Below are 25608 nucleotides of genomic sequence, written 5' to 3'. Positions count from 1 at the left end.
CATTGATTGGGAGTAGCGCCGGCAAAGGTTTGGAGACGGGAAAAATGTCTGACATCACATCGGTTGAACAGTTGGAAGCGCTGTACGGCCTGCCGGGCGAGGCGTCGACGGTCAAGGAACTCGACCATGTCATCCCCGAATATGCCGCCTTCATCGAGGCCTCGCCCTTTGTCGCTTTGGCAACCAGCGGACCGGAAGGGCTCGACTGCTCGCCGCGTGGCGATCTCGCCGGCTTTGTGCGCATCCATGATCCGAAGACGCTGATGATGCCGGACAGGCGCGGCAACAACCGCGCCGATTCGCTCAAAAACATCATCCGCGATCCGCGCGTCGGGCTGCTGTTCCTGGTGCCGGGCTCGGGCACGACGCTGCGCGTCAACGGCTGCGCCCGCATCACCACCGATACAGCACTTTGCGCCTCCTTCACCGTCGAAGGCAAGCCGGCGCGCTCGGTCACCGTGGTCGATGTCGATTCGGTCTATTTCCAGTGCGCCCGCGCCATCGTCCGCTCGGAACTGTGGAACCCGGCAAAACACGTCGACCCGAAATCGCTGCCGACGCCGGGAAAGATCCTGGAAGTCACCAGCCGCAAGAACATCGACGCCGAAATCTACGACAAGGAATGGCCGGAGCGCGCGAAGAAGACGATGTGGTGAGCCAGACGCCAGGCTTTGCCGCGGCGCTATTGCCCCAATCTGACGAACAGCACCGTCCCCAGTTTGTCGCCCAATTGCGCGATGACCATGGTGTCGTTCGAAGCCCAGATGAACGGCTGCTGGCCGCAACAGACCGTCGGGAAAAATCCTCCGCCGACAAGCAACCGGGCCGGCTTGCCAGGCGCCTCGGCAAGAAACAGGCCGCCGGGCATATCGGCGTTGGTTCTGTCGTAGGTGATATAGGCCAGCGCCGACCCGCTCGGCGACCATGCCACCCCGACGACGTTCTGGACACGATCGACCGGCACGATCTCGCCACTGGCAAGATCGATTGTCTTTGCATCGACGCCGCTGGCACTTCGCCCGAGCAGCAGCAGGAATTTCCCGTCGGCTGAAAAAGCCAGGCCAGCCGGGTTGCCCACGTCACTCATCGCCGCTATGCGCTTTGGCGTCGCTTCACCGAGGGTCAAGAGATAGGTGCCGGCTTTACCGGCATCGTCCTTGTCGTCCGCCACGCTATAGGCGACCTGCTTGCCATCCGCAGAAACCGTCATTGCCCAAACCTGAAAATTGCCTTTGGCGGCAATTTCGAACGCAAGGTGAGGATCGCCACCGTCGGCTTTGATCGTCATCAGGCTCGTCGCAGCGCCTTGCTCGATGCCACCTTTGGGGATTGCGTAGCGGATGAAGACGATCGTGTCGCTGTCGATCCAATGAGCAAGAAGGTCCAGGTTCGCAGGCCCTTTGCCGTCCCTAAGGCTGTCGTCGAATCCGTCGTCAGTCAGGTTCCTGACGCTAAATGTGACCGGATCGAAAAGCCGGATGTCGGTGTCGCGGAAAGCTTGCAATGCATCGGCATACGTCGGCATCAGCAACTGGCTGCCCGATGGCGACCAGAACATATCGGCGGCTTCGCCCGTGCGATTGTCGGACGTGGATGGCGCGCAGGCGATCTTTGCCCAGGGTCCGATCTGAGCCGGAGCCAGCAGGCAGAACTCGCGGCCGTTGAGATGCAGCACCCGGCTGCCGTCGGGTGACAGCAACGCCGCCTTCTGGCCCGCACTGGTCCACATATCCTCGATCACCTTGGTGTCGAGGACGCGATATCCAGCATAATCTTGTGCGGCCGCAGGGCTGCACAGGGCCGCAACGATGCCAGCGGCAAGCATGGAAAAACTGCGCAGAGTGAAACGCATATCGATCGGCCCCTCGGACGAAACGCAAGAGCATGATCTCCCAGGGATCATGCCCTGGCTGCTCAGGTGTCTTTCAGTACATCGTAGATCTTGCGCATCTGATCGCCGATCATGTCGCATTGTTCCGGCGTCGACTGGCTCATCGCCTTTTCGATCAGCGCCATATGCACCTTCAGCGCCTTCATCAAAAGGTCCGTGCCGGCCTCGGTAAGCGTCAGCCGCAGCACGCGCTTGTCCTTCTCGTCGCCTTCGCGGCGGAGCAGGCCACGGCTCTCGAGCTGTGGCAACAGCATGGTGATGTTGGAGCGGCCGACCAGCAGTTTGCGGGCGAGATCGTGCTGCGACATGCCGGGATGGCGATAGAGGTTCATCAGCACGTCGAGCTGCGCCGGCTTGAGGTCCAGCGGCGCCAGCTTCACCGCCAGCGCGCGCTCCAGCACATGGCAGGCGCGCGCCACCGCGACCCAGTTGCGAAAGCGTGGGTTGTCCCAGGGCAGCTCTTGTTTAATGTTCATGTTTGAACTATTATGTTCATGCTTGAACGGAATGGATGGATCGCCACTATGGCATCATTTGGACTGAAGGTCATCCGGGGCGTGTTCGGCGCCGCCGAGCATGTAGCGCCACGCCTGAGCGGTCGCGCCGCGTTCGAACTGTTCTGCCGCACCCCCAGCGTCAAGGCGCTCAGCGACGGCGAGAAGCGCGCGGTCGACCGTGCCGCCGGCTTCATGGCCGAGGCGCGCCACCACCGGCTGAAGACCAAGGCCGGCTGCGTCATGGTGCACGAATTCCGGCCTGAGCCGGGCAGGGCATCCGCCGGCACGGTGCTGGTCATCCACGGCTGGCGCTCGCGCACCGAATATATGCGCGCGCTGATCGAAGGCTTTCGCAATGCCGGCTACAGGGTCGCCTCGCTCGACCTGCCGGGCCACGGCCAGTCGCTGGGCCGTCATCTCAACATGGTCAATGCGGTCGAGGCTGCCAGCGTGGCCAGCGACTGGTTCGGGCCGTTCAAGGCGATCGTCGGCCATTCCTTCGGCGGCGCTGTTGCCGCCAACGCCATTGCCGGGTCCATCAAGGGTATCCAGCCGGTGGCGGCCGAGCGGCTGGTGCTGGTCGCCGCGCCGAGCTCCTTGCCGGCAATCTTCGCCGACTTCAGTCGCATGCTCAATGTCGGCCCGCGTTCGCAGGTCTCAATGGCTGATCAGGTGAAGCGACTGTCGGGCCGGCCGCTCAACGAATTCACCGGCGACCGTCAGCTGGCCGAGGCGTCGGTGCCGACGCTGGTCATCCATGCGTCCGACGACCGCGAAGTCTCGGCCGACCATGCCACACGCTACGCCGGCGCAGGCAGCCACGTGCGGCTGCACTGGGCCGATGGGCTCGGCCATCGCCGCATTCTCGCCGACAAGGGCGTCATCGAACGAGCCGTGACTTTTGTCGGAAGTGAGCGCGAACCGATCCTGCATTGATCGCGATACTGGCGAAGTGAGCTAGGCCTTCTTCCTGCCGCCCGGCTCGACCGGCAATCCGGCCGCTTTCCAGGCGGTGTAGCCGCCGAGTATGTGCTTGACCGGCGACAGCCGCATATCCTGCGCTGTCTTGGTGGCCAGCGCCGAGCGCCAGCCGCCGGCGCAGAAGAAGACAAAGCTCTTGCCCGAGGCGAAGAACGGCTTGTGGTAGGGGCTTTCCGGATCGATCCAGAATTCCAGCATGCCGCGGGTGACATGTTTGGCGCCGGGGATCTGGCCGTCCCGTTCCACTTCGCGAGGGTCGCGCAGATCGACGAAGATTGTACCCTCGTCGTCGAGCAGCCCGGCCGCTTCCTCCGGCGAGACCACCTCGATCTCGGCATTGGCCTCGTCGAGCAACTCGCGATACCCTTTTTTCACGAACAATCCCTCCCGGCCGCGCGGTTTCGCCGCCGACCCGATTTCCAGCACAACATCAGCACTTTGTCACGCCGTTCCGGAAAGCCCCTGCCACGCCGCCATTGCCCCGGCGACGGTCGCCAGAAGTGCTGCGCGCGAGGCGCCGTCGCGGGCCTGGATCGACATGCCGTGCTGGACCGTCGCATAGAAGGTCGCTGCCGCGTCACTGTCGAAGCTAGTCGGTAATTCGCCTTCCGCCACACCGCGTTCCAGCCGTCTCAGCAAGGCTGTGTGGTTTTCGGCGCGGCGGCGGCGCAAATCATCGCAGATCGCGCCGCTGCTTGAATCCTTGTGCAACGCGCCAAGCGCGATGAGACAGCCCTGCGGGCGGTCGCTCTGCGAATAGGCTTTTGCCGTCTGGCGCAGGAAGTTCTCGATCGCCTGGCATGCGGTCGGCGCCTCGTCCAGCGCGGTCCAGATCTCGGTGCCTTCGTTGCGGGTGTAATAATCGGTCGCCTCGAGGAACAGCGCCTCCTTGCTCCCGAAGGCGGCATAGAGGCTGGGCGAGCTGATAGCCATCGCCGCGGTTAGATCGGCGATCGAGGTGCCCTCATAGCCTTTGGCCCAGAACAGCTCCATCGCCTGCCGCAAGGCGGCGGTTCGATCGAAGGTGCGGGGACGGCCTCTTTCCGGCATGGCGCTCTTTTTCTGTGTTGATCGATACATAATTCAGTTGACCTTATCGGGCAAGGCTGCCAGATATTTATGTATCGATCGTTACATAAAAGGAGAATGACATGTCATCGAACGGATTGAACGGCAAAGCAGCGCTCGTCACCGGCGGCAGCCGCGGCATAGGTGCTGCGATTGCCAAGCGGCTTGCGGCCGATGGCGCCGATGTCGCCATCACCTATGTCAACAGCGAGGCGCCGGCGCGCGCGGTCGTTACCGAGATCATTGCTGCGGGCGGCCGCGCCATCGCCATCCAGGCCGACAATCGCGACGCCGCCGCCATCGAAGGCTCGGTCACCGAGGCGGTGAACGCCTTCGGCCGGCTCGACATCCTCGTCAACAGCGCCGGCATCTGGCGCGCCGCGCCCATCGAAGACCTGTCGCTGGCCGATTTCGATGAGACCATGGAGGTCAATATCAGGGCGCCATTCGTCGCCTCGAAGGCGGCAGCCGCTCACATGGGCGAGGGCGGCCGCATCATTTCGATCGGCAGCAATCTGGCGGAGCGCGTCACCGACACCAGCCTCAGCGCCTATTCGACCAGCAAGGCTGCCCTGGTCGGCCTGACCAAGGCGCTGGCGCGCGACCTCGGTTCACGCGGCATCACCGCCAATGTCGTTCACCCCGGTTCGACCGACACCGATATGAACCCGGCCGAAGGCCCGCACGCCGAACACCAGCGGCAGAAGATGGCGACGCCTCGCTTCGGCAAGGCCGACGAGATCGCCGGCATGGTTGCCTGGCTGGCCGGTCCGGAAGGGCGATTCGTCACCGGTGCGGCGCTGACAATCGACGGTGGCGCCAACGCCTGAAGCAACAGCCCGCTTTGATGATCTGGGGGCGGCGGCGACGCCGCTCCTGGTGTCACGGTGTTGTGAAACCGTTCTGCAACAGGCCCGTCGAAATTTATGGAAGCTTAACGAAATCGGTATGAATCAGTATAGTAGCGCCTTACATCCGCCATGCGGTTGGCACGATCGTCTAGCGGCGCGGAACGGGAGCCGGCTTGCAGCCGGAGCGGGTAATCCATGAAATTCCTAGGAAACAAAGCCACTGTGATGCCGCTTGTGGTTGTGGCAACGCTGGCCTTCGGTGTACCGCAGGCCAGCGCGCAGGGGCTGTTCGACATGCTGTTCGGCGGCGGCGTCAGACACAATCAGCAGGGCGAGTTCCCACCACCGCCGAAGCGCAAGCCGAAGCCCGCCGTATCGGGCGGCGGCACCAAAATCAGCAGCCCGAGCTACTACACCTACAAGGCCGACCGGCTGGTGCGAGTCGATTTCACGGCATTGGTGGCAGCATCCCCTCAGGTGGCAACTGCCGAAGACGCCGCCTTTGTGCCGTCGGCGACAAGCACCGCCTTCCGCGAAGCGGTTGCAGGCCTCAGCGACTATGAACTCTATGCCGAGCCCGATATCGCCAAGGCACTGATTGCCTATTACTCGGCCAATCCGGACTTCGTCTGGGTGAACGAAGGCAAGCCGAATGCCCGTGCCCAGGATGCGGTGCGGGTGCTTGGCGAAGCGGCAAGCTATGGCCTCGCACCTGCCGACTACTCGGTCGAGGTGCCGGCAGCCAACGCATCGGCGGTCGATGCCGACGCGCATCTGAAGGAACTCGTGCGCTTCGAGATGGCGCTGTCGGCGCGCGTGCTGCGCTATGCACATGACGCCCAGAGCGGCCGCGTCGATCCCAACCGCATCACCGGCTACTATGAATTCCCACCGAAGCCGGTCGACATGGAAGGCGTGCTGAAGACGCTCGCCCACACCCAGGAAGTGCGCACCTATCTCGAATCACGGCATCCGCAGAATACGGAATATCAGGCGCTGCGCGTCGAACTCGAATCGTTGCAGGCCAGCGCCGAAAACGAAATCGTCGTCGATCCCAAGCTGTTGCTGAAGCCCGGCGAGACCAGCGCCGAACTGCCGAAGCTGCTGACGCTGATTTCGCGCAATCTCGATGACGAGATGGGCGGCGCCTATGGCGAAATCCTGGCCCGGCTCGGTACCAGCGACGTCTATGTTCCCGAACTGGTTCCGATCATCAAGGCCGTGCAGGTCAAGGCCGGCATGAAGGGCGATGGCGTCATCGGCCCGCGCACCGTCGCTTCGCTAGCCGGCGCCTCCAAGGCCGACAGGCTGCAGAAAGTGCAGGTAGCACTGGAAGAGCTGCGCTGGATGCCGTCCGATCTCGGCAGCCCGCGCGTCTTCATCAACCAGCCTGCCTTCACCGCCAGCTATATCGACAATGGCGAGGAGAAGCTGAAGACCCGCGTCGTCATCGGCCGGACCACCAACCAGACCGCCTTCTTCTTCAAGGAGATCAAGCAGGTCGATTTCCATCCCTATTGGGGCGTGCCGCAGTCGATCATTGTCAACGAGATGCTGCCCAGGCTGCGCAGCGATCCGGGCTATCTCGACCGTGCCGGCTACGAGGTGACCGATTCGCGCGGCAGGCGGGTTCCCTCGTCTTCCGTCAATTGGGGCGCCTACGGCGCCAACATCCCCTACAGCGTGCGCCAGCAGCCGAGCGAAGCCAATGCGCTCGGCGAGTTGAAGATCCTGTTCCCCAACAAGCACGCCATCTATATGCACGACACGCCGCAAAAATCGTTCTTCGAGCGTGACATGCGCGCGCTGAGCCACGGCTGTATTCGCCTGCAGGATCCGCGCGGCATGGCGGCGGCGGTGCTCGGCACCTCGGTCGACGACATCGCCGAGAAGCTGAAACACGGCCATGCGACCGAAGACGTGACACGCAAAATTCCCGTCTACGTCGCCTATTTCACTGCCTGGCCGGACCTGTCCGGCAACGTCGAATATTTCAACGACATCTATGACCGCGATACGCGGCTGATGCAGGCTCTGGACGCGACCGAGGCTGTGCGTTCGCCGTCGAGCTGATCCCCACAATGGTTCCTCGCTCATCGAAACGAGGAACCCTTCCTATCTCTTTGGTTTCTTTATATTTTAGACGGTCGCGTGTTTCGTGCGATCAGCGTTGGATGAGAGGACGACGGAAGCCGGCGCCGCGGCCGGCGATCAGCCAATAGACCAGACCCGCGACCAGGCCGGCGGCGGCGATGATGCCGATATCGGCCCAGCGCTCGATATCCTCTTCGGCGCCCGGCCAGATCAGGAAGAAGCCAGCCGCCGCCGCGGCCGCGCCAAACAGCATATGGACAATGAAATTGCGCAGCGCGAAGAATTCGGCGATCAGCGCGAAGATCAGCGTCTGCAGACCGGTCAGTATGATCGTCAGGAAATAGACGAACATGCCGAGCGGCGGCCACAAAAGCACCACCAGCGGCGTCATGCCCATGGCGCCGAAATAATCCGGAGCGTTGGGCAGCGCGGCCAGCGCGCAGTAGATCACCACCACCGCGATCAACCCGACCAGAACTGAAACGAAGAAGCCGGCAAGCATCATCAGGATGCGCTTCAAAACGTGCTTTACCATCGCCAATGCACCCCCGTGCCCTGCAACTGTCGCGCGCACTCAGCCATCAAAGGCGTATTGGCGCAAGAGTGCACCCGGCACTGCCTTGCGGCGCTCTTCAGGCGCCGCCGCATAGATGTTGCGAATCAGGCAGCACCCATGTGCCCTTTATCGTGAGGTCGATGCCGTAATAGACACGGCCGCGCTCATCGCCTTCCGGACAGTCCCGCGGGATCGATATCAGGCACATCACGACGGGGTCGCCGACTTTCGAACTCGCGAGGCCGGGCTCACGTTCATAGGAGACCCCAGCACCATCATTGCTGAATCGCGCCAGACTGCCGGCTTCCGGACTTGCGGTTTCCAGCGGGTCGTCGCCGAGCCGCGTCGTCAGAGCCGTGATGTGGGTAAAGGCGCATTGACCGATCGACGAGGGCAGGGGCTGGTCAGCACCGTTGGGATGGCGCGTGGCGATGTCGAGCGCCTTCTTGCCGATCAGTGCGAGGTTGTAGTCCTGCACCCAGGACGGCGCATTGCCGTAGGTCTGCAGGGCGTTGTTCTGGGCGCTGACGATGCAGGCGGCATCCTGCCCGCAGGCGTTCCTGTCGGCGATCAGCGCGCGGGCGATCTTGCGCTTGTCGCCGCCAAAGGCCGGCTCGAAGACTACAAAAGCCTTGGCCACCAGTGCATCGATTGCCGACAGTTGCGGATCGGCGCAGATCGCCTTTTCCACCGGCAGGCTGGCTTTGCGGCAGTCGAAGGAAGGTCCGTCGGCACGCGCCGCGTTACCGCAGATCATCGCGCAAGCCAAGGCAATGGCGAGCACGAGCCCGTTGGAAACCCGGCTGGAAGAAAGCATGACCGCCCCCACTTTGGCGCACCAGTTTGCCCATCATTCTAGGCAAAAAGTCCGCCGCAAGGAATTGCCGAGGGGGCAGCAGCGTTATTTCGGTTCGGCAGTCACAGGATCGAAGGTGATTTCGACCTTCGCCTTGTCGGCCGTGTAGTAGGTGACGGTGTAGCCGTCCTTGTCCCAGTCGACCTCCTTCACATAGCGAAAGCCGTCGCGCTGCTCGACCTTGGCGATGATTGCCGACAGCTTCTGGGCATTCGTCGGCGGCAGCGGTCTGTCATCGGCGGCAAAGGCCGTTGAGCCGGCTAGAAGAACAGCAACGCCGGCCGCCAAAACAAGATTTCGCATGATTGCCCTCATTTCATGTTGGCATGGATCGCATTGGAAACTCGCTCGCAGGTCAGTTTGTTCCACCAGGGCTAGCGTCGGGCAGGTTCCGCAAAGCTTTAGATTGGAACGATCATGCCCGTGATATTGGTGCTAACCGCTGGCTAACCATGTGCGTTACCACGACCTGCGCCTGGCAGATCGATGGTGGTAGAGCTTTCGCCAAGACCCTGCTAGAGTTCTGGTTCTGGCGGGGTGGCATGGCGCGCCGAACCCGCCGGGATTTCTTCTCTCAGTGCGCGGCGGAATGTTTCAGGAACGGGTCGTCGCCTGTGCTGGACCAGAACCAGAAGGGACCGGGGCTCGAACATGGCTGTACGGAACTACACCCGTCAGCTGGCGACAATCATTTCTATCGATGCCGTCGGGTTTTCACGGCTGATGGGCATCGACGATGAGTCTGCTGTCGCGGCATTTGAGGAGCGGCGCGACATCATCGCCGACAGCTGTGGCACGTTTGGTGGCCGCACGTTCGGCGACGCCGGCGACAGCATCATGGCCGAATTCGGCAACCCGATCGAGGCCCTGCGCGCGGCCTTCGATTTCCAGGGCCGCATCGTCGCCCTCAACGCATCGGCTTCCGACGATATGCGCATGCCGTTTCGCGCCGGCATCAACACCGGCGACGTCATCGTGCGTGGCGGCCGCCTCTACGGCGACGACGTCAACATCGCCGCCCGCATCCAGGAGTTTGCGCCGGGCGACGGTCTCGCCGTTTCGGAGACGACCTGGCACCATGTGAAGGACAAGACAGCGGCCGAATTCACCGATCTCGGCGAATTCATGCTGAAGAACATTGCCCTGCCGGTGCGCGTCCTGATCGCCGGCCGCGGCGGTAACGGATCCTCGCCGGCGGCATCGTTCGCGGCCATCCCCCAGGCCAATGCCCAGCAGAAGCTTTCGTCCAAGGGGCCGCCGGCGATCGCCGTGCTGCCCTTCCATGGCGATGGCGGCGAGCACGACATCGGCTATATGGCTGATGGCATCGCCGAGGACATCATCTACGGTCTTTCCAACACCAAATGGCTCTCGGTCATCGCCAAGGGCTCCAGCTTCCAGTTTCGCGACGATACGCTGGGCACGCGGGTGATCGGCAACGCGCTCGGCGCGCGCTACATCGTCAGCGGCACGCTGATGCGCAATGGCAACCAGATCCGCCTCAACACCTCGCTGGCGGACGCGTCCAACGGACGACTGGTCTGGTCGCAGCGCTTTGATCGCGAACTGGTCGATATCTTCAACCTGCGTGACCAGATCGGCGCCGAGATCGTTTCGATCCTCGACAAGGAGGTCGATCGGGCAGAGCAGGCGCGCACCTTCCAGGTACCCTGGGAAAGCCTGGAGACCTGGCAGCTGGTGCGGCGCGGACGCTGGCACATGAACCGTCGCACCCGCGGCGACACTGAAACCGCGCTGGAATTCTTCCAGAAGGCATACCGCGAGGATCCCAATTCAAGCGCTGTGCTGAACGAAATGGCGTGGTGGTATTTCTGGCGCGCATGGCTGCGCTTCGGCGACAGCGACGATTTGAACAAGGTCGAGCAGTTTGCGCGCAAGGCCTTGCTGATGGACAGCCTGGATGCGCGCCCGCACGCCCATCTTGGCGCCGTCGACATCATGCGCGGCGAACCGCGATCGGCGGTCGACCATCTCGAGGAAGCGATCCACATCAATCCGAGCTTTGCCTTCGCGCGCTCGGCCATGGGCAGCGCCCAGCTGCTGCTCGGCAATGCCGCGTCAGCGATACCGTTCTTTCTCGACACCGAGCGATTGAGCCCGTTCGACCTCTACCGCTTCCACAATCTGGGGGAACTGACGGCCGCCTACAGTTTCGTCGAGGACTGGCCGGCAGCGATCGCCGCCGCCGACCGCTCGCTCAACCTGTCTCCCGGATATTTCTATGCCAGGTTCCTGAAAATCGGCGCGCTGATGCGAAGCGGCCGGCCGGAACAGGCGCGGCGCGAGATGGCGATTTTCGCCACAAGGCATCCCGATTTTTCCGAACAGCGTGTGCGCTGGATACCCTTCACCGACAAGGCCGCGAACGAATTCCTTGTCGCCAATTTCCAACTGGCCAAATGAGCATGGCGCCCAATGCTGGCCGAACACCTGACAACTGTGAAAAAATTCACATACGTGCAACCGATGCAAACCTAGGCGTTGACAGGCCGGCATCGCAATAACGTGGACAGCCGGGGGGCTTGAACGCGCATGACCGAACTGAAGTATTTTGACGCCATTCGCGCGGCCCAGAAAAACCAGCGCCCGCTGTCGGAAATGCCGCCCTTCGATCTCGGCCGGATCCGCAAGACAGGGCTGATTGCGCGCATCGTCGGGTCCCTGTTCGAAGATCCGCGCTGGGCGCTTTCCTTGTTGCGGCGGTTCCGCCCGACCGGAAAACTATTCGGCGTTCTCCTGGTCACCAAGAACGCCGATGTCCGCGACATATTGGAGCGCGGCGACGAATTCCAGACCCCTTACGGCCCGGAAATGACCGAAATGGCGCGGGGTTCCAACTTCATCCTCGGCATGCAAGACGGCGCCGACTACCGGCGCATGAAATCGTCGGTGCTCAGCGCCTTCCCGCCGGCCGAGGTCGAGGCCGCCGTCAGGCCGATCGCGGCGCGTCACTCGCAAGAGATAATGATGCACGCCAGCCCCGGCTTCGATGCGATCTCCAGATTGATGAAGATCGTCCCGGTGCACATCTGCCGTGACTATTTCGGCGTCGAGATCGACGATGAATCCGAATTCGCCGACTGGGCGATCGCGTTGAGTGCGCTGTTCTTTTCCGACCCGGGGGCGAGCCCCGTCATGCGTGAGCTCGCGGTGGTGGCGGGCGACCGTATCCTCAAAGTCATCGACCGCTCCATCCAGTCGGCCAGGGACCAGGGCTTGAAGACCGAGCAACCGCTGGCGAGGCTGGTTGCCCAGATGGATCAGGGCCGCCTGTCGCGGGACGACCTCAACTCGATCATGCTCGGCATGATCGCCGGCTTTGTCCCGACCAATGTGTTGGCCGGCGGCAATTGCCTCGATGTGATCCTGTCGCGGCCCGATGCACGGCAGGCTATCGATGCAGCACTTGCAGAAAACGACACCGGCAAGCTCGATCGGGCCGTCCTCGAAGCCATGCGCTTCAAGCCTATCTGGGTCGGCCCCTGGCGCTACACTGCCCGCGACGCGATCATCGGCAAGGGCACGCGGCGCGAGCGCCTGGTGAAGGCAGGCACCGTGGTCATGCCGGCCACCTTGTCGGCGATGTTCGACGCGGACGCCGTGCAGAACCCGGACCAGTTCGATACATCGCGCCCGCATCGCGATTACATGGTCTTCGGCCACGGTATCCATCAGTGCATCGGCGCCGAGATCGCCAGGATCCAGATCGGCGAAAGCCTGCGCGCTCTGTTCCAGAAACAGGGACTGCGCCGCCTGCCCGGCAAGGGCGGGCGGATGACGCGCATCGGCGCCTATCCGGAAACCCTCAAGGTCGATTTCGAACCGGCCGCACTCTGCCGCACCGTCACCCAGTCGATGGTGACCGTGGTCTGTCCGGTCACTCGATCCGGATCGCTGGACGCTGTCCGCGACAAGGTTGCCGGCCTTGGCAACCCGGCCGGCGAAGAGGTCCGCACCGCGCTCGACATCGTCGGCACTATCCATTTCGCCAGCCTCGCCGTTGTCGGCACTGGCGAGATCGACGCTGATTCCGGTCAGGAAAAAGGGGCTCTGGTTCTGGAGATTTCCGGCGACGGCAGCATCGATGATGTCATCAATGCCGTGACGCACGCCATCGGGCACCGGCTGCGGCCAATCTTCAAGGACGTCTGCGACCTGCGTGATGGCGGCGCCTTGAACGATTTCCTGCGCAAGCACAATGTCGACATATCGCCGTCCTTCGGCAGCAATGCCGGACTGGTGTTTTCCGGAACTCCGGGGCACTCGGTCCAACGTATCAAGGCCGAGCAGCAGCTTTTCGAAGCCGTGCGCGACATCGTGGAGCGGCCACGCAAGGGCACCGGCAACGCTCCCGCCGTGCTCGCTGAAGCTCGCCAGCATCTTCAGTCATTGGGGACGTTTGCCTGGGCGTTCGAGCCGGCCGAAAGCCTGCTGGAAAAGCCGCCGGGCCATTGGGGCCGTGCCCTGATGACGACCTTGCTGGTACCGCCGGTCTTCGTCACAGTGGCGATCATCTGGGCTGCTTGCTGGTACATGACCTACAGTGTGGTGTTCGGCAGATCTATCGACATCAGTTCCCAGGAAATCTCCTTCACCGCCCTAGCCGTAGCAATCACTTCACTTCTGTTGTCGGGACTTGGAGTGTTGGTGGCAGCGGCGCTGCTGGTGTTTTGGTGCTTGCTGGCGCTGCGACGCCGCGAGGACCGGGATCAACCGGAAAGCACATCGATCAGCATATCTGAATTGAACGCGATACTCGTTAAGGAGGACCACGCGGCGCAGAACCACCTGACCGCGATTTCGACGATGAAGGCTGGCATTTTGCGGCGGCTGGCGCTCAGGTTTTCCTTCTACCTGATCTCGATAGCGGCCCAGAAGGTGTTCAAGCCAGGCTTTCTCAACACCATCAACACCATCCATTTTGCCCGCTGGATACTGCTGCCCAGCTCCAACCGGTTGATGTTCTTCTCCAACTACGGTGGCAGCTGGGAAAGCTATCTTGAGGACTTTATCGCCAAGGCATCCGCTGGCCTGACCGGAGTGTGGAGCAACACCGTGGGCTATCCACGTACACGATGGCTGTTCCTTGACGGCGCGCGCGATGGCGATCGCTTCAAGCGCTGGGCGCGGCGCCAGCAGGTGCCGACACTGTTCTGGTACTCCGCCTATCCCCAAGTCAACACAACGCGCATCCGGATCAATTCCCGGGTCAGGCGCGGCATTGCTTCCGCCGTCGGTAACGAGGCGCGCGACTGGCTGAGCTTGTTCGGTTCGCTACGGCGCCCGGCGAGCGAAACAACCACCGTTCAAAAAACCACCTCGCTGCTGGCCAATATCAGCTCCGCCTTTCCGGCGCCTCTCGAGCAGCAGCTGGAAACCGGCGAGATCCAGTCCATCTTCTTCGGCCCGCTCGGCCCTCTCGGTTATTCGCATATGCTTGCGATCCGCGTGCCGGACAAGTTGCCGGCGCCCAAGCGCAGAGCCTGGCTCGATTTCGTTGTCGAGCAGACGAGTTTCGGCGAAGGCAGGCCCGCCGGGCGAGCCATGATAGTAGCCTTTGGTCCCGGTGGCCTGCGGCAGCTTGGGCTCGACGAGAGCGTGGGGGACGATCCACTGGAAACATTTCCGATCGCCTTTCGCCATGGCATGGGCAATCCCGAGCGTGGGCGCATACTGGACGACCGAGGCCGCGACGGCCCGGACGAATGGGAGTGGGGGTCGATGGAGAACCCCGTGGACCTGGTCATCGTCTGCTATGCTGAAGACCCGGGAAGGTTGAAGACCGAGATTGCCACCGTGAAACGAAAGACGACCGGTGCAGGCATGAAGGTCGTCGCCGAACTGCCGCTCGCCGTAAATCGGGGGCCGACCGACACGAATACGAAATCGCCTGACGGGGCAAAGCGTGACGATAGGTCGGAACGTGGGCCAGCCTACGAGCATTTCGGTTTCGCGGACGGGATTTCGCAGCCGATTGTCCGCGGCACGACCCGCGCCAGCAGGGGCGCTGCATCAATGCATCTGGTCGCGCCCGGCGAGTTCCTGTTCGGTTATCGTGACGAGCATGGGTTCTATCCAGCCTCGCCCTCGGTAAGCGCATCACACGATCGTACCGGGATCCTTTCGCAGGTGCGCCGTAGCCGGCTGATTCCGGGCCTGCCGCCACCGCCGCGCGATTTCGGCCGCAACGGCTCATTCCTCGTTATTCGCCAGTTCGAGCAGCATGTCGACGTCTTCAACGACTACTGCAAAAAGGCTGCAGCCTTGGTCGCGAACCAACTCGGCAACCAAGCCATCACGCAAGATTGGATTGCCGCCAAGATGCTCGGCCGCTGGCAGAACGGTAGCTCGCTGGTGCGCAACCCCGATCATCCGGGACGCGTCATCGACAACAGCTTCGCCACTGGCGCCGAGGATCCGCAAGGCCATCGCTGCCCGCTTGGTGCCCACATACGCCGTTCCAACCCGCGCGATTCGCTGGGCGAGGACCGCGATACGCAGATCAATATCGGCAAGCGCCATCGTATCCTGCGGATCGGCCGCACCTATGAGAAGCCGGACGGCAAGAATGGCAAGGCCGAAAAGGGACTGCTCTTCATGTGCCTTAACGCCGACATCGAGCGCCAGTACGAGTTCATCCAGCAGACCTGGGTTTCGTCGGCCACGTTCCAGGGCCTCGTCGCTGAAAAGGACCCGACGATTGGTTCGCGCGACGGCGATGGCAGGTTCACCATTCCGTCATGGGAAAAGGTCACGACGCTCCGTGACATGCCGCAATTCGTCACCACCAAGGGGGGCGGGTATTTCTTCATGCCCAGCCGCTCGGCGTTGCGCTATCTGATTTCGCGGCTCTGATTCGGCGTCAGTCGTCGTCTTGCGACTCGGCGATATGACGCAATGCGCCAGCGTCGGTGATGCGCAGACCGCCGCGCTTGATGGCGATGAACGAGCGGGCGCGCCAGTCGTTGAGCGTCTTGTTGACGGACTCGCGCGTGGCGCCGAGGAATTCTCCGAGCTCCGATTGCGAGATCGGGATCCAGCCGGCGGCGTCGGCCATCACCTCGGCCAGGAAGACCAGGCGCTTGGCGAGCCTCGCCTCGATGCCAAAGAAGGCCTGGTCACCGAGCTCGCCGCTCACCCAGCGCAGCCTGGCGCACAGAAGTTCGATCATCGCGCGCGCCAGTGGTGGATTTCTTTCAATGCGATCAAAGAGTTGTGTCCTGCTGACCGACACCAGCTCGCAAGCGGTGAGGCAGATGGCGGTGGCGGTGCGGGGCCGCCCGTCAAGCGCGCCGATCTCTCCGACCAGGCTGCGCGACAGCTCGATATTGGCCACCAGCTTCTGGCCGCCAGGCGAATAGATCGAGATTTCCACCGTGCCGGTCATCACCCCGTAAATGCGGTCGGCGGCATCTTCCTGGACGAACAGATGCTGGCCGGCAGTGCAACGCTCGACCTTGCAGCCGCTGAACAGAATATCGAACAGCTTTGGATCGATGCGCGCCAGGCGCGGCAGATCGTTTCTGTCGTTCGCGCCGCCAAAAGCCATGTTGAACTTCCCAATTGCCGCAACCAGCAAAGTTTACGGCAAGAGTGCACCGCATCAAAGCCCGGTGTTCATCCCTTTGCCATTACGCCTTCTAAAGGCGTGGAGCAGTGGTTGCGCCCAGTGCCGACTTGCGCCCGGCGGAAAGCTGTCTGCACGCGCGGCGGGAGGAGCCGGGCGTGCAGACCGCAACTGATAAAAATGGTTAGGTGATCAAAATTTTCGCAAACCGAGCGGATACGCAATGCTCATTTCCGCCCGCTGCAATAGGTCGGCGCAAACGGCATCACCGTCTGTGATCGAGATCACATACGGCGGCGCTAAAATAATGCGACCGTGACACATCGCGCGAGCGACTGCGGGCGAAGAGACATGCCAACGTCACGCCCTGGTCGTATTCGACGCGCGTTGATTTGTTTCCTTGCGTGCCAGCCAGAATTGCGCCAGTCTAAAATGGGGCAATACAGTTCTTTACTTTGACAGAACCTTTGGGGGAGGGCGACCATGCCGGTCAGCAGAGAACAGCGTATCCGTCAATATCTTGATCTCATCACTGGCGGCGAGGGGACTGAATCGGTCCTTGCAAACATGGAGACGATGGCCGGTGACGCCCTGGAATCCCTTGCGCCCACGGACGGCGGCAAGACGGAAGCGGCGTTTGAATCGGCGCGCGCCGGTGCGGAGAACCTCGCGCGAGGGGCCGAAGTCGCGCCCGAGCAGCTTTCCGATCTGGAAGCCATAATCATCCCGGAGTTGCGGCCGGTCTATGACATCAAGGATGGCACCTTTACGACGCTGACTTTCGACGGCGCTCCGACACCTGGCCATTCGCTGTGGACGAAGCTTACCAGCGAGGCTGCATTGAAGCAGCGCATCGAAGCCGCTTTGCCGGCGATCGGGCGCATCGAACTGTTGTGGAACACCAACATCCCTTACGGCGGCACCGGCTTCGTCGTCGGTCGCAACCTGTTGATGACCAACCGTCATGTGGCGCATATCTTTGCTGACGGCCTCGGTGACCGCAATCTGCAATTCATCAACGGCCGCGCCGCCGGCATCGACTTCAAGCGCGATGCGGCTGCTGGAAACGTCTTCAAGATCCGCAATGTCCGGATGATCCACCCCTATTGGGACATGGCGATCCTCGAAGTCGAAGGCCTGCCCGACAACATCACGCCGCTGTCTCTCGCTGTCGCCGACGCGCGCGATCTGCCGCGCCAAGAGGTCGTCGCCATCGGCTATCCGGCGTTCGACAACCGCAACGCGGTCGATGTCCAGAACGACCTGATGCGCAATCGCTTCCAGGTCAAGCGCCTGCAGCCGGGCATGTTGCAGGGACCCTTCGACACCGAAAGTTTTGGCAAGATCGTCAGCGCGGCGACACATGATTGTTCGACGACTGGCGGCAACTCCGGTACCGCCATGATCAACCTCGCCACCGGCGAGGTCGTGGCGCTGCATTTCGCCGGCCGCTATCTCGAGCGCAATTACGCCGTGCCCACTGGCGCGCTTGCGAAAGACCAACGCGTCGTCGACCTCGGCCTCAACTTCGCCGGCGCCGCCAGCGGCGGCCCCAACGATTGGGGTGCCTGGTGGAACAAGGCCGACAGCGCATCGCCGGCCGAAGGCGTGAACCTCGTCGAAGTCGGCGGCGTCAAGAAAATTCCGGGCGTCATCACCCAGGCACCGCCACCCACCGGCGGAGGCGTCGTCGTTTCACCCGGCGGCAGCGTCACCTTCGAAGTGCCGTTGCGTATCACCGTCTCACTGGGCTCCGCTCCTGGCCATGAAGCGGTCACGGAATCGGTCGAGCTCGAAGCGGCCAAACCGACGCCCCCCGGCGGCGCATTCGTTCCCAAATCGGTCGCCGACTATGCCGGCTATGAGGGCTATGACGAAAAATTCTTGTCTGGCGGCACCAAGCTCGCTCCGGTCGTGGTGCCGATGCCGGAGGCCACCGACCCGTCCGTGCTGGCGCCGCTCGAGGCCGGCGGCACGCAGCTCGACTACCAGAACTTCTCGGTCAAGATGCACGCCAAGCGGCGGCTGGCCCTGTTCACCGCCTCCAACGTCACCGAAGAGAGCAATCTGCGCGAACCGGAAAAGGGCCGCAACTACTCTCGTGGCGGCCTGTTCAGCGAACGTTGGTTCCCGGATCTGCGGCTCGACGACAAATACCAGATCCCCGACGTCTTCTACACCCAGGATCAGGGCGCTTTCGACAAGGGCCATATCGTCAGGCGCGATGACGTGGCCTGGGGCAGCACCTTCGAACTTCTGCTCCGGGGCAATGTCTGCTCCTTCCATGTCACCAACTGCTCACCCCAGGTCGAAGGCTATAATCGCTCCGACAGCGGCGAGAAGAACTGGGGCGATCTCGAGAACCATGTTCTCTCCGAGGCGGCGAGCGAACGTCTTTGCGTCTTCGCCGGCCCAATTCTCGCCGATGACGACCGCACATTCGCCGGCAAGGGTCCCAAGGGCAGCAGCCTTCGCGCACTCGTGCCGCGCCGCTTTTGGAAGGTGGTGGTGGCCCGTGTCAATGACGGCCTCGCCAGCTATGGTTTCGTGCTCGAACAGGACCTCACCGACACGGAACTGGAGTTCACGGTCTCCGAAGAGTTCATCGGCGCCATGTACCCGCTGACCGAAATCTCCGAAATGACCGGCGTCAGCTTCGACCAATCGCTGATCGACGCCGACCAATACGAGACGGTCCGCGGTGGCGAAATCGCGCTGCGCGCGGGATCACGGAGACGAAAGAAGAAGGGCTAGGAAGTGTCGATATGGTCGCTCTGGAGGGCGCGCAGGGCAGGGCGTTGGGCGTCAGCCAGCATGGGCACCCGGAAGAGTGCGCTGGTCAGGGCGCTGGCCGCCAGCCAGGTCAGTGAAACATTGGCCAACTATGAGTTGGTCGACGAACCGCTGACTAAGGCGGACGGTGCGTTCTGGAAACACGATTCATCTAACTTCTATTACGATGACCAGCAGTTCTGGCGTACCGGCACCGCGGGAACCTACGCCATCATCGAGGAGGCCATTTCCGAATGGGTGGCCCGTGTGCCCGGACTATTCTGGCAGAAGGCGTCTGCCGATCGACGCCAGATCGGACAGAGCGACGTCGAAAACAAGGTCGGCAACTTCATAACGCTGAACCCGCTGGCCAAGTCGCGAGTCGTTTCAGGCGGTATTGGGACGATCAGGCTGCCACCGTCCGAACAGGGTTATCGTCTGGTGACGCTGACTAGGTCGATGAATGCTTCGGCCGGTGTGCCGGCCCTGATCTCTACCGAGGTCTGGGAACATCACCACCTGGGAGAGGGCAAGGTTATCGAGGGGATTGCCGACTGGCGCGCAATGCCTCTGACGTGGTCGGCGCAGTTTCCTTCGGTGGCGGGCGTAGCCAAAGGTTGCCTGGTCATCACACATCCGGACAAGATCATCAGGAAGGACGTTCCCAACATCCCTGTCGAGGTGCATCCCTTCTCCGTCATGGAATATTCTGAGGACGGCGCGCAGCTGCACGCCTTTGTCTACGCAACCGCTCAGACCGGCGATCGCCGGTTTCGCAGCAATATCGAGACGTTCTTCAAGTCCTATTCCACCGACAAGAAGCGCTATGGGGTCTATCTGACAGGCGCCGACTTGGTGCAGCCGATGTGGGAGACGCTCTTTGTCAGCCCTGAGGAGATGCGCGGTCGCCAGGCTCCCATCTTGCGCACCATCGAAGCCCGGCTCGCTGAAGAAATGCAGGGCGACGACACCACGGATTCCTTGCTCCAGTCATTGTCGAGCAAGGACCGAACCGACCTTGCCAGGCTCTCCACCTCCATCGAATTGCCGGTCAACAGATGGTCGCAAGGCGGCACTGTCGGTGATGAATCGATCCGGCTGGTCGACGCTGCTCGGCGGGCCGGCAAAATACCGGCCCTGCTGTATGCCTTGCAATTGGAGGGAACCCCATGACTAAATGGGAGCAATCAGAACTGACGAACCTTAACCGGATTTTGTCCAATCTCTACCCGATGATCGGCGACGGTATGCGTGTTGCCAAAAGTGTCGGTCTGTCGGCACCGCAAATCACCTTTGACGGCAAGGCCATCAACAGCTGGTTCTCGATCATCGAGCGCGCAAGGCAGGAAACCAAGGTCGACGACCTCATCGCCTTTGCGCTCGCTGAGAATCCCGGCGACGAGGCCTTGCTGCAGGCAAAGCAGCATGCCCCGCCGCCACCGGTCGAAGGACCCGCCACTGCCAAATGGAGCGGCGCGCCAGGCCAGCTCGAAAAGATTCTCGGTGACAAAAGCACGCTGGTGCCGATCAGCTATCTTGAACTCGGCGTTATCAGGGCGAAATCGGTGGTGCGCATCAAGCGTGCCGATGGCAGTTCCGGCACCGGCTTCATGACCGCCGGCGGGATCCTGATCACCAACAACCACGTGCTGCCCGACGACCCTTCCCTGAAGGACGCGGTGGTCCAGTTCAATTATCAGCGGACTGTTGCCGGGCTCGACGCACAATTCGAAGAATTCGGCATCGACACCGCCGTGCCCCTTCGCACCTCCAAGGAAAATGACTGGTCGGCCGTGTGCATCAAGGGCGATGCCTCCAAATGGGGCGAGTTGGACATGAAGCCCATGGCCGTGAAGGTCGGCGACCATGTCAACATCATCCAGCACCCCGGCGGCGCGCAAAAGCAGATATCGTTCGTCGCCAATGTCGTGGCCTTCGTCGGCGGCGGCCGCGTCCAGTATCTGACCGACACGCTGCCGGGCTCGTCGGGCTCGCCCGTCTTCGACACCGACTGGAACCTGATTGCGCTGCATCACAGCGGCGGCTGGCTCACCGAGCCCAACGCGGTTACCAAGAGCACATACTATCGCAACGAGGGCATCGCGATCGACACCATTATTCAGGGCCTCGCGGCCAAGCCTGCGTAATGGTGACGTGAGCAGATGGATGGCGTGGCGGGATGCTCGACGATTTGAGACTATGCCATGTGAATTCTTTCGGATGTGACGGATTTAGAGCAACTCCGGGAAAAGTGTGAAGCGGTTTTCCGTCCGGAGTTGCGTCAAACAAAGAGATAGCCACACCGAACGCCAGGGGAGTTCAAAGATCAGCGCCTATTTCGACCTCAGGCTTCAACTGGCTGATCTCTACCCATTGCCTCCCGATTGGTTGCAGGTAACCAAGCAGGCTGGGATCGTCGCAGGCGCCATCAACCTGCAGGGCGCAGCGCTCACGGTCTGGTTCAACATCCTCGACTATGCGTTGAGCAAAAAGCTGTCGCAGCCGCTGATGAACACTGTCGTTCAGCAAAATCCGCAATGCGCCGCGATATGCAAAGCCTATCTGGATGAACTCGCCGCGGGCGAGAAACCGACGCCTGAGCTGCCTGGCCTGACCACCGACGATCGCGTCAACACCGCGCTTGCCGGCTTCAACGCCGTCAACCAGCAATCCAAGGACATTCAGGCTGCACTCGCCGCCGACAACGGCCTCACCAATGTCACCAGCCAGATCGATGTCCTCAAGACCTACAAGGACCTGCATGACCACCTGCAGAGCTTTCAATACGGCATCGGCAGCTTCCAGACCCTGCTGGTCGCCGCCCGCGACATGGGCGCCTCCCTGGAGCAGGTCCGCGTCCTGCGCAACTTCCTCAAAATATTGAAACTCTTCTGTATCTCGATCGGAGAGTCGGTCATGGAGCTGCCGGCGGGGCCGGCGCTTCACGACATCGAGCAGGCGTGGCTCGACGATTTGAAGGCGGCCGCGATCAAGCTGCAGGGCGCAATCGATGACAAGTCTCCTGACGCTTATGACGCGCTGTTCGATGTGCGCACCGTGCTGCGCGTCGTGCCCTCGCGGCTCAACCAGCAGATTTTCGTCACGGCCAAGAACCTGCCCTTCGGGCTTCTGGCCACGGGCCTCGATACGATAGCCGGCAAACTACCAGCCGACGAGCCGTCCGTGCCGTTGATCAAGGCCGCGCACGACGCGATCCTGGTGCTGTCCTCGACGATCTATGCGCGCGTCGTCGAGCACAAGCTGTGGCAGGACGTCGACAACAAGCTGGCGAGCCTCACCGATATGATCGAGCCGATAGAAGGGGGTGCGGCGGCGGACAAGTCGCTGCCGTTCCAGTTTTCGCCGTTGTGGCGAAATCTCGAAATGAAGGTCCAGGTTCTTGCCGACCTCGACCCCGCTGGAGCGTGGCGGGCGACGCTCGTCGACTACTCCACCGACGTCAATGACCAGCTCTCCCGGGAGACCGTCGACACCAACTTCATCCTTGCCTTCGAAGCCTATCGGGACGAGGCCCAGCAGCGCTTCGTCCAGGTCGATCTGGCGCTGAAAACGGAATGCGCCTCGATCGTCCGCGTCAGCACGCCTTTGCACAGGATCATTGAGGACCTAGGGCCATGAGCGATGAAACAGCGACAGGCGCTGAGACCGCAACATCGGCGGATTTTGTCTCGCTGAGCGACATCCGGATCGCACATCTCGAACTGATGCGGATCGCTAGCAGTAACCAAGCCGTCGATCCCCAGATGAGCCGAAGCGATCAGGTCGGCGTCGGGACGACGGACGCCAATGCCGACAACACGGTTCCCGATGCGCAAACGATCCGTGAATTTCTTGCCAAAGCGAAGCGCGCAGGCAGCACCATTGCGGGGGTATCAGACCGTCGGGCGGGGCAGCGCATCCTTGACTACTGGTCCGCCGAACTGGTCACGCGACCCGGCATCACCTCCGCCGATGTCAGTCCGGCGCGTCTCGCGCCCTTCGCAGGCGGCGGCAGCCTCGGAACCGCCGAGCCAATCGCCGTTGCGGTCGGGGAAGAGGCCGCATCGCGTGACATCACCGATTCGGGGGAGATCGCCATTGCCGTTCCTGAATCGGTGGCCGTCGCGACCAAAGACAGTGCAGTATCCGGCGACGGCTTCGCATCGGACGACGAACTGAGTTCGGACGAGCTGACCGAGCGCTTTCGCATCCGCGTGGCAGCCCAGGCCCGGCAATGGAAGAATACCGGCTACGCCGGCTATCTCTTGCGTGGCGAAGCGCTGAAGGAGGCGGCGGAGCTTCCGCAGGGTCCCGACATTGCCGAATTCGTCGAGGCGAGCGCCAAGGCGGAGACGGAGAGGAAATCGCACGAACGTCGCAAGACAGTGCTGACCTTGGTGTTCGCCGCGCTTGGGATAATACTCGCAGCAGTGACCTGTTTCGCCTATCTCCAGAGAAACGCAGCTGTCGATGCGCGCTCGATTGCCGACAAAGCGCTGGCTCAAGCAGAGGAATCAGCGAAGAGCCTCGAGGCGCTCAACATAGCCCTTGGCGACGCCCTTAAAGAGACAAAAAGTGCGCGCGAGCAGGCCGAGGCCGCGTTTGACGTCGCGCGGAAGAGTGTCGATGACGCCGCCAAAAGGCTCGCCGAGCAGCAAGCCATGCAGGGCACCTTGCGGTCCGCGACCGTGCTGGTGATCAAACAGCTCAAACTTGGCAAAATGGCCATCGACGAACTGCCTCCCAGCCTGCGGCAGGCCGTGCTTGTGGAATTGGCTGGTCAGGTCAAGAGCGGCGAGGTCGGTCTCGCCCAGTTGCCGGCACCGCTGCAGAGTGCACTCGAACCGCTGCTCGGCAAAGTTACCGACACCTTGCCCAGCGGCCTTACGGGATACAAGACCGATTTTATCCAGGCCACAATCGGTTTGCCCAGGCTAACCGGCGATTTGGCGAGCGACGTCTCGACGTCGCCGCTGGCCTACATCAACTATTCGCTGGTCATGGGCCGAAGTCACCGCATGGCCATCTATTCAGCGGTCAATCTGGACCGCTCGCAAAGAGTGAGCCTCCAGATCACCGGCGGCAGCGGATTGCGGTACGATGTCCGCCAACCGACTTCAGAGCAGCCGGATCTCAACTGGTATCTTGGCCAGGATCGAAGCTGGCGGCCGGCGCGATTGGCAAGCGCCAATGACATTGCATGGGGTCCCGAATTCGCAGGTGATCCGGTCGCGGCGGCGCTCAAACTGGCGCAATATACCCGTATCTTGCCGAACACGATGCCGCAGGCGCGCGCTTTGTACGGCAATCTGTGGGCGCCACTCGAAAACTGGGTGCGCTCGCAGCACAATCCGCTCGCCAACCGGGTGACCATCTTCAGCGGCCCGGTCTTCAGGCCGGCCGACCAGCCGATCGACGGCGTGCCGGTCCCCTATGCCTATTGGAAACTCGCCGTTTCTGCTTTGCCAGCTGCCGTGAAAGGAGAGGCGAGGGACCCGGAATTTGTCGTCGATGCATTCCTCGTTCCGCGAGATGCTGCCGGCGCATTCAACGTCGAGCAGTACCGGCTTCCGGTTGCCGAGCTCGAAAAACGCACTAGCCTCAATTTTGGCACGCTCATCGAATGGACGGATTCGCTGAAGAATGCAGGCCCGAACGGAACCGCGGCCGACGATCTGGCCAAACGTGTCAAGCTGCTCGACAGCGGCAATGATGCGCAGCAAGTAAGGGATGAACTCAGTGCCGTCCTCAACAATCCGGACCTGCCGGTGCCCGAACGGCGCAAGATCGTAGCGGCTCTTGTCGAGATGGCCGCTCTCGGGAACATGACCGGACTGACATCAGCCGGGCGCGACAACGTGCTTCAGGGTTTGCTCGGGGTTCCGACCGAATTGTGGAGCCGCCCCGACTGGTTGCCTGTGTTTGCCGGCGCGCGCCGGGCGGTCGCCGATCTCGTCATTTCGGCGACTGAGGGTCAGGTGATCATTGGCGCCCAGGATCGCGATGCGCTCAACACGTTGAAGGACCGGCTTGGTATCCAGGCCAGCAAGCAGACAGTTTACGTCCAGTTCGCCGGCATGACACGCGAGGACGCCCAGGTCCTATCTGCCAAGATGCGCACTTTGGGCTGGGGCATTCCAAAACCCGGCGAAGAACGGGTGAGTGCTGCCGCCGGCAAGAATGAGGTTCGCTACAATCCAGACGTCGACGCCGACCACCGCGCCGCCGAACTGCTGGCCGCCGACCTTACCGCTGCCGGCCAAGCGGTGACCATAAGGGCAGTCCCCGTTATCGGCGCCAACACGCTGGAGATCTGGATCAGCATATAGGCGTGGCTGAACCCCGGATTGCCGGAAGAAAGCCGGTTCGTCAAAAAGCCGCGATGCGCCGCTTAGAAATAGCGGCGATAATACAGACTGGTTTTCACTCTGGGGGTTTACCATGCGCACGCGTC

The 25608-nt window shown here is 62.1% G+C and carries 19 protein-coding genes; 11 read left to right on the top strand and 8 right to left on the bottom strand.

Annotated elements, in window-relative coordinates:
• The first annotated feature begins 44 nt into the window (after window positions 1-44).
• Window positions 45-656 carry a pyridoxamine 5'-phosphate oxidase family protein gene (locus tag H0241_RS08495; RefSeq protein WP_181056991.1) on the top strand — a complete coding sequence of 204 codons (612 nt, stop codon included), beginning with the start codon at window positions 45-47 and terminating at the stop codon, window positions 654-656.
• Between the two features lie 26 nt (window positions 657-682).
• On the opposite strand, the gene H0241_RS08490 is transcribed toward H0241_RS08495, so the two are convergent.
• Window positions 683-1825 carry a TolB family protein gene (locus tag H0241_RS08490; protein WP_181056990.1) on the bottom strand — a complete coding sequence of 381 codons (1143 nt, stop codon included), beginning with the start codon at window positions 1823-1825 and terminating at the stop codon, window positions 683-685.
• 89 nt (window positions 1826-1914) lie between these two features.
• Entirely contained in the window at window positions 1915-2367 is a 453-nt protein-coding gene (locus H0241_RS08485; RefSeq protein WP_181056989.1) for a MarR family winged helix-turn-helix transcriptional regulator, read from the bottom strand.
• 48 nt (window positions 2368-2415) lie between these two features.
• On the opposite strand from H0241_RS08485, the gene H0241_RS08480 reads away from it, so the two are divergent.
• Window positions 2416-3324 (top strand): alpha/beta hydrolase, encoded by a 909-nt coding sequence (locus H0241_RS08480; RefSeq protein ID WP_181056988.1) that lies wholly within the window; start codon window positions 2416-2418, stop codon window positions 3322-3324.
• Window positions 3325-3345: 21 nt separating this feature from the next.
• Here the strand turns inward: H0241_RS08480 and H0241_RS08475 are convergent, their stop codons facing one another.
• Both H0241_RS08475 and H0241_RS08470 read right to left on the bottom strand, forming a co-directional pair.
• Window positions 3346-3744, bottom strand: coding sequence for a rhodanese-like domain-containing protein (locus tag H0241_RS08475; protein WP_181056987.1), 399 nt, complete (start codon window positions 3742-3744; stop codon window positions 3346-3348).
• Between the two features lie 66 nt (window positions 3745-3810).
• Entirely contained in the window at window positions 3811-4419 is a 609-nt protein-coding gene (locus H0241_RS08470; RefSeq protein WP_181056986.1) for a TetR/AcrR family transcriptional regulator, read from the bottom strand.
• Window positions 4420-4520: 101 nt separating this feature from the next.
• Between H0241_RS08470 and H0241_RS08465 the strand changes: the two genes are divergently transcribed.
• Window positions 4521-5267, top strand: coding sequence for a 3-oxoacyl-ACP reductase family protein (locus tag H0241_RS08465; protein WP_181056985.1), 747 nt, complete (start codon window positions 4521-4523; stop codon window positions 5265-5267).
• A 216-nt stretch (window positions 5268-5483) separates the two neighbouring features.
• Window positions 5484-7361, top strand: coding sequence for a L,D-transpeptidase family protein (locus H0241_RS08460; RefSeq protein WP_181056984.1), 1878 nt, complete (start codon window positions 5484-5486; stop codon window positions 7359-7361).
• A 91-nt stretch (window positions 7362-7452) separates the two neighbouring features.
• Here H0241_RS08460 and H0241_RS08455 read toward each other — a convergent pair whose 3' ends face one another.
• The 3 genes from H0241_RS08455 to H0241_RS08445 all read right to left on the bottom strand — a co-directional run bounded on the left by H0241_RS08455 (window position 7453) and on the right by H0241_RS08445 (window position 9097).
• The gene (locus H0241_RS08455) at window positions 7453-7917 is read right to left on the bottom strand and encodes a hypothetical protein (RefSeq protein WP_181056983.1); all 465 of its coding nucleotides are present in this window, start codon (window positions 7915-7917) and stop codon (window positions 7453-7455) included.
• Between the two features lie 97 nt (window positions 7918-8014).
• The gene (locus H0241_RS08450) at window positions 8015-8755 is read right to left on the bottom strand and encodes a lysozyme inhibitor LprI family protein (protein WP_181056982.1); all 741 of its coding nucleotides are present in this window, start codon (window positions 8753-8755) and stop codon (window positions 8015-8017) included.
• Window positions 8756-8839: 84 nt separating this feature from the next.
• Window positions 8840-9097 carry a PepSY domain-containing protein gene (locus tag H0241_RS08445; protein ID WP_181056981.1) on the bottom strand — a complete coding sequence of 86 codons (258 nt, stop codon included), beginning with the start codon at window positions 9095-9097 and terminating at the stop codon, window positions 8840-8842.
• 348 nt (window positions 9098-9445) lie between these two features.
• On the opposite strand from H0241_RS08445, the gene H0241_RS08440 reads away from it, so the two are divergent.
• Together H0241_RS08440 and H0241_RS08435 are read left to right on the top strand one after the other, a co-directional pair.
• Window positions 9446-11218: an adenylate/guanylate cyclase domain-containing protein gene (locus H0241_RS08440; RefSeq protein WP_181056980.1), complete on the top strand. Its 1773-nt coding sequence runs from the start codon at window positions 9446-9448 to the stop codon at window positions 11216-11218.
• Window positions 11219-11347: 129 nt separating this feature from the next.
• Window positions 11348-15670: a cytochrome P450 gene (locus H0241_RS08435; protein WP_181056979.1), complete on the top strand. Its 4323-nt coding sequence runs from the start codon at window positions 11348-11350 to the stop codon at window positions 15668-15670.
• A gap of 7 nt (window positions 15671-15677) precedes the next feature.
• Here H0241_RS08435 and H0241_RS08430 read toward each other — a convergent pair whose 3' ends face one another.
• On the bottom strand, window positions 15678-16364 hold the full coding sequence (locus H0241_RS08430) for a Crp/Fnr family transcriptional regulator (RefSeq protein WP_181056978.1): 687 nt from the start codon (window positions 16362-16364) through the stop codon (window positions 15678-15680).
• 501 nt (window positions 16365-16865) lie between these two features.
• Here H0241_RS08430 and H0241_RS08425 point away from each other — a divergent pair.
• The 5 genes from H0241_RS08425 (at window position 16866) to H0241_RS08405 (ending at window position 25483) form a co-directional block, all read left to right on the top strand.
• Window positions 16866-19136: a DNA/RNA non-specific endonuclease gene (locus H0241_RS08425; RefSeq protein WP_181056977.1), complete on the top strand. Its 2271-nt coding sequence runs from the start codon at window positions 16866-16868 to the stop codon at window positions 19134-19136.
• 60 nt (window positions 19137-19196) lie between these two features.
• Window positions 19197-20327 (top strand): hypothetical protein, encoded by a 1131-nt coding sequence (locus H0241_RS08420; protein ID WP_181056976.1) that lies wholly within the window; start codon window positions 19197-19199, stop codon window positions 20325-20327.
• Window positions 20324-21301: a trypsin-like peptidase domain-containing protein gene (locus H0241_RS08415; protein WP_181056975.1), complete on the top strand. Its 978-nt coding sequence runs from the start codon at window positions 20324-20326 to the stop codon at window positions 21299-21301. Before H0241_RS08420 ends, H0241_RS08415 begins: the two co-directional genes overlap by 4 nt.
• Before the next feature lie 106 nt (window positions 21302-21407).
• Window positions 21408-22793: a hypothetical protein gene (locus tag H0241_RS08410; protein WP_210284820.1), complete on the top strand. Its 1386-nt coding sequence runs from the start codon at window positions 21408-21410 to the stop codon at window positions 22791-22793.
• A complete protein-coding gene (locus H0241_RS08405; RefSeq protein WP_181056973.1) occupies window positions 22790-25483 on the top strand; it encodes a DNA/RNA non-specific endonuclease in 2694 nt (897 codons plus the stop codon). Before H0241_RS08410 ends, H0241_RS08405 begins: the two co-directional genes overlap by 4 nt.
• Window positions 25484-25608 lie beyond the last annotated feature (125 nt).

The sequence above is a fragment of the Mesorhizobium neociceri genome (assembly GCF_013520985.1).
Lineage (GTDB): Bacteria > Pseudomonadota > Alphaproteobacteria > Rhizobiales > Rhizobiaceae > Mesorhizobium > Mesorhizobium neociceri.
This window is presented reverse-complemented; position numbering and strand designations above follow the sequence as displayed.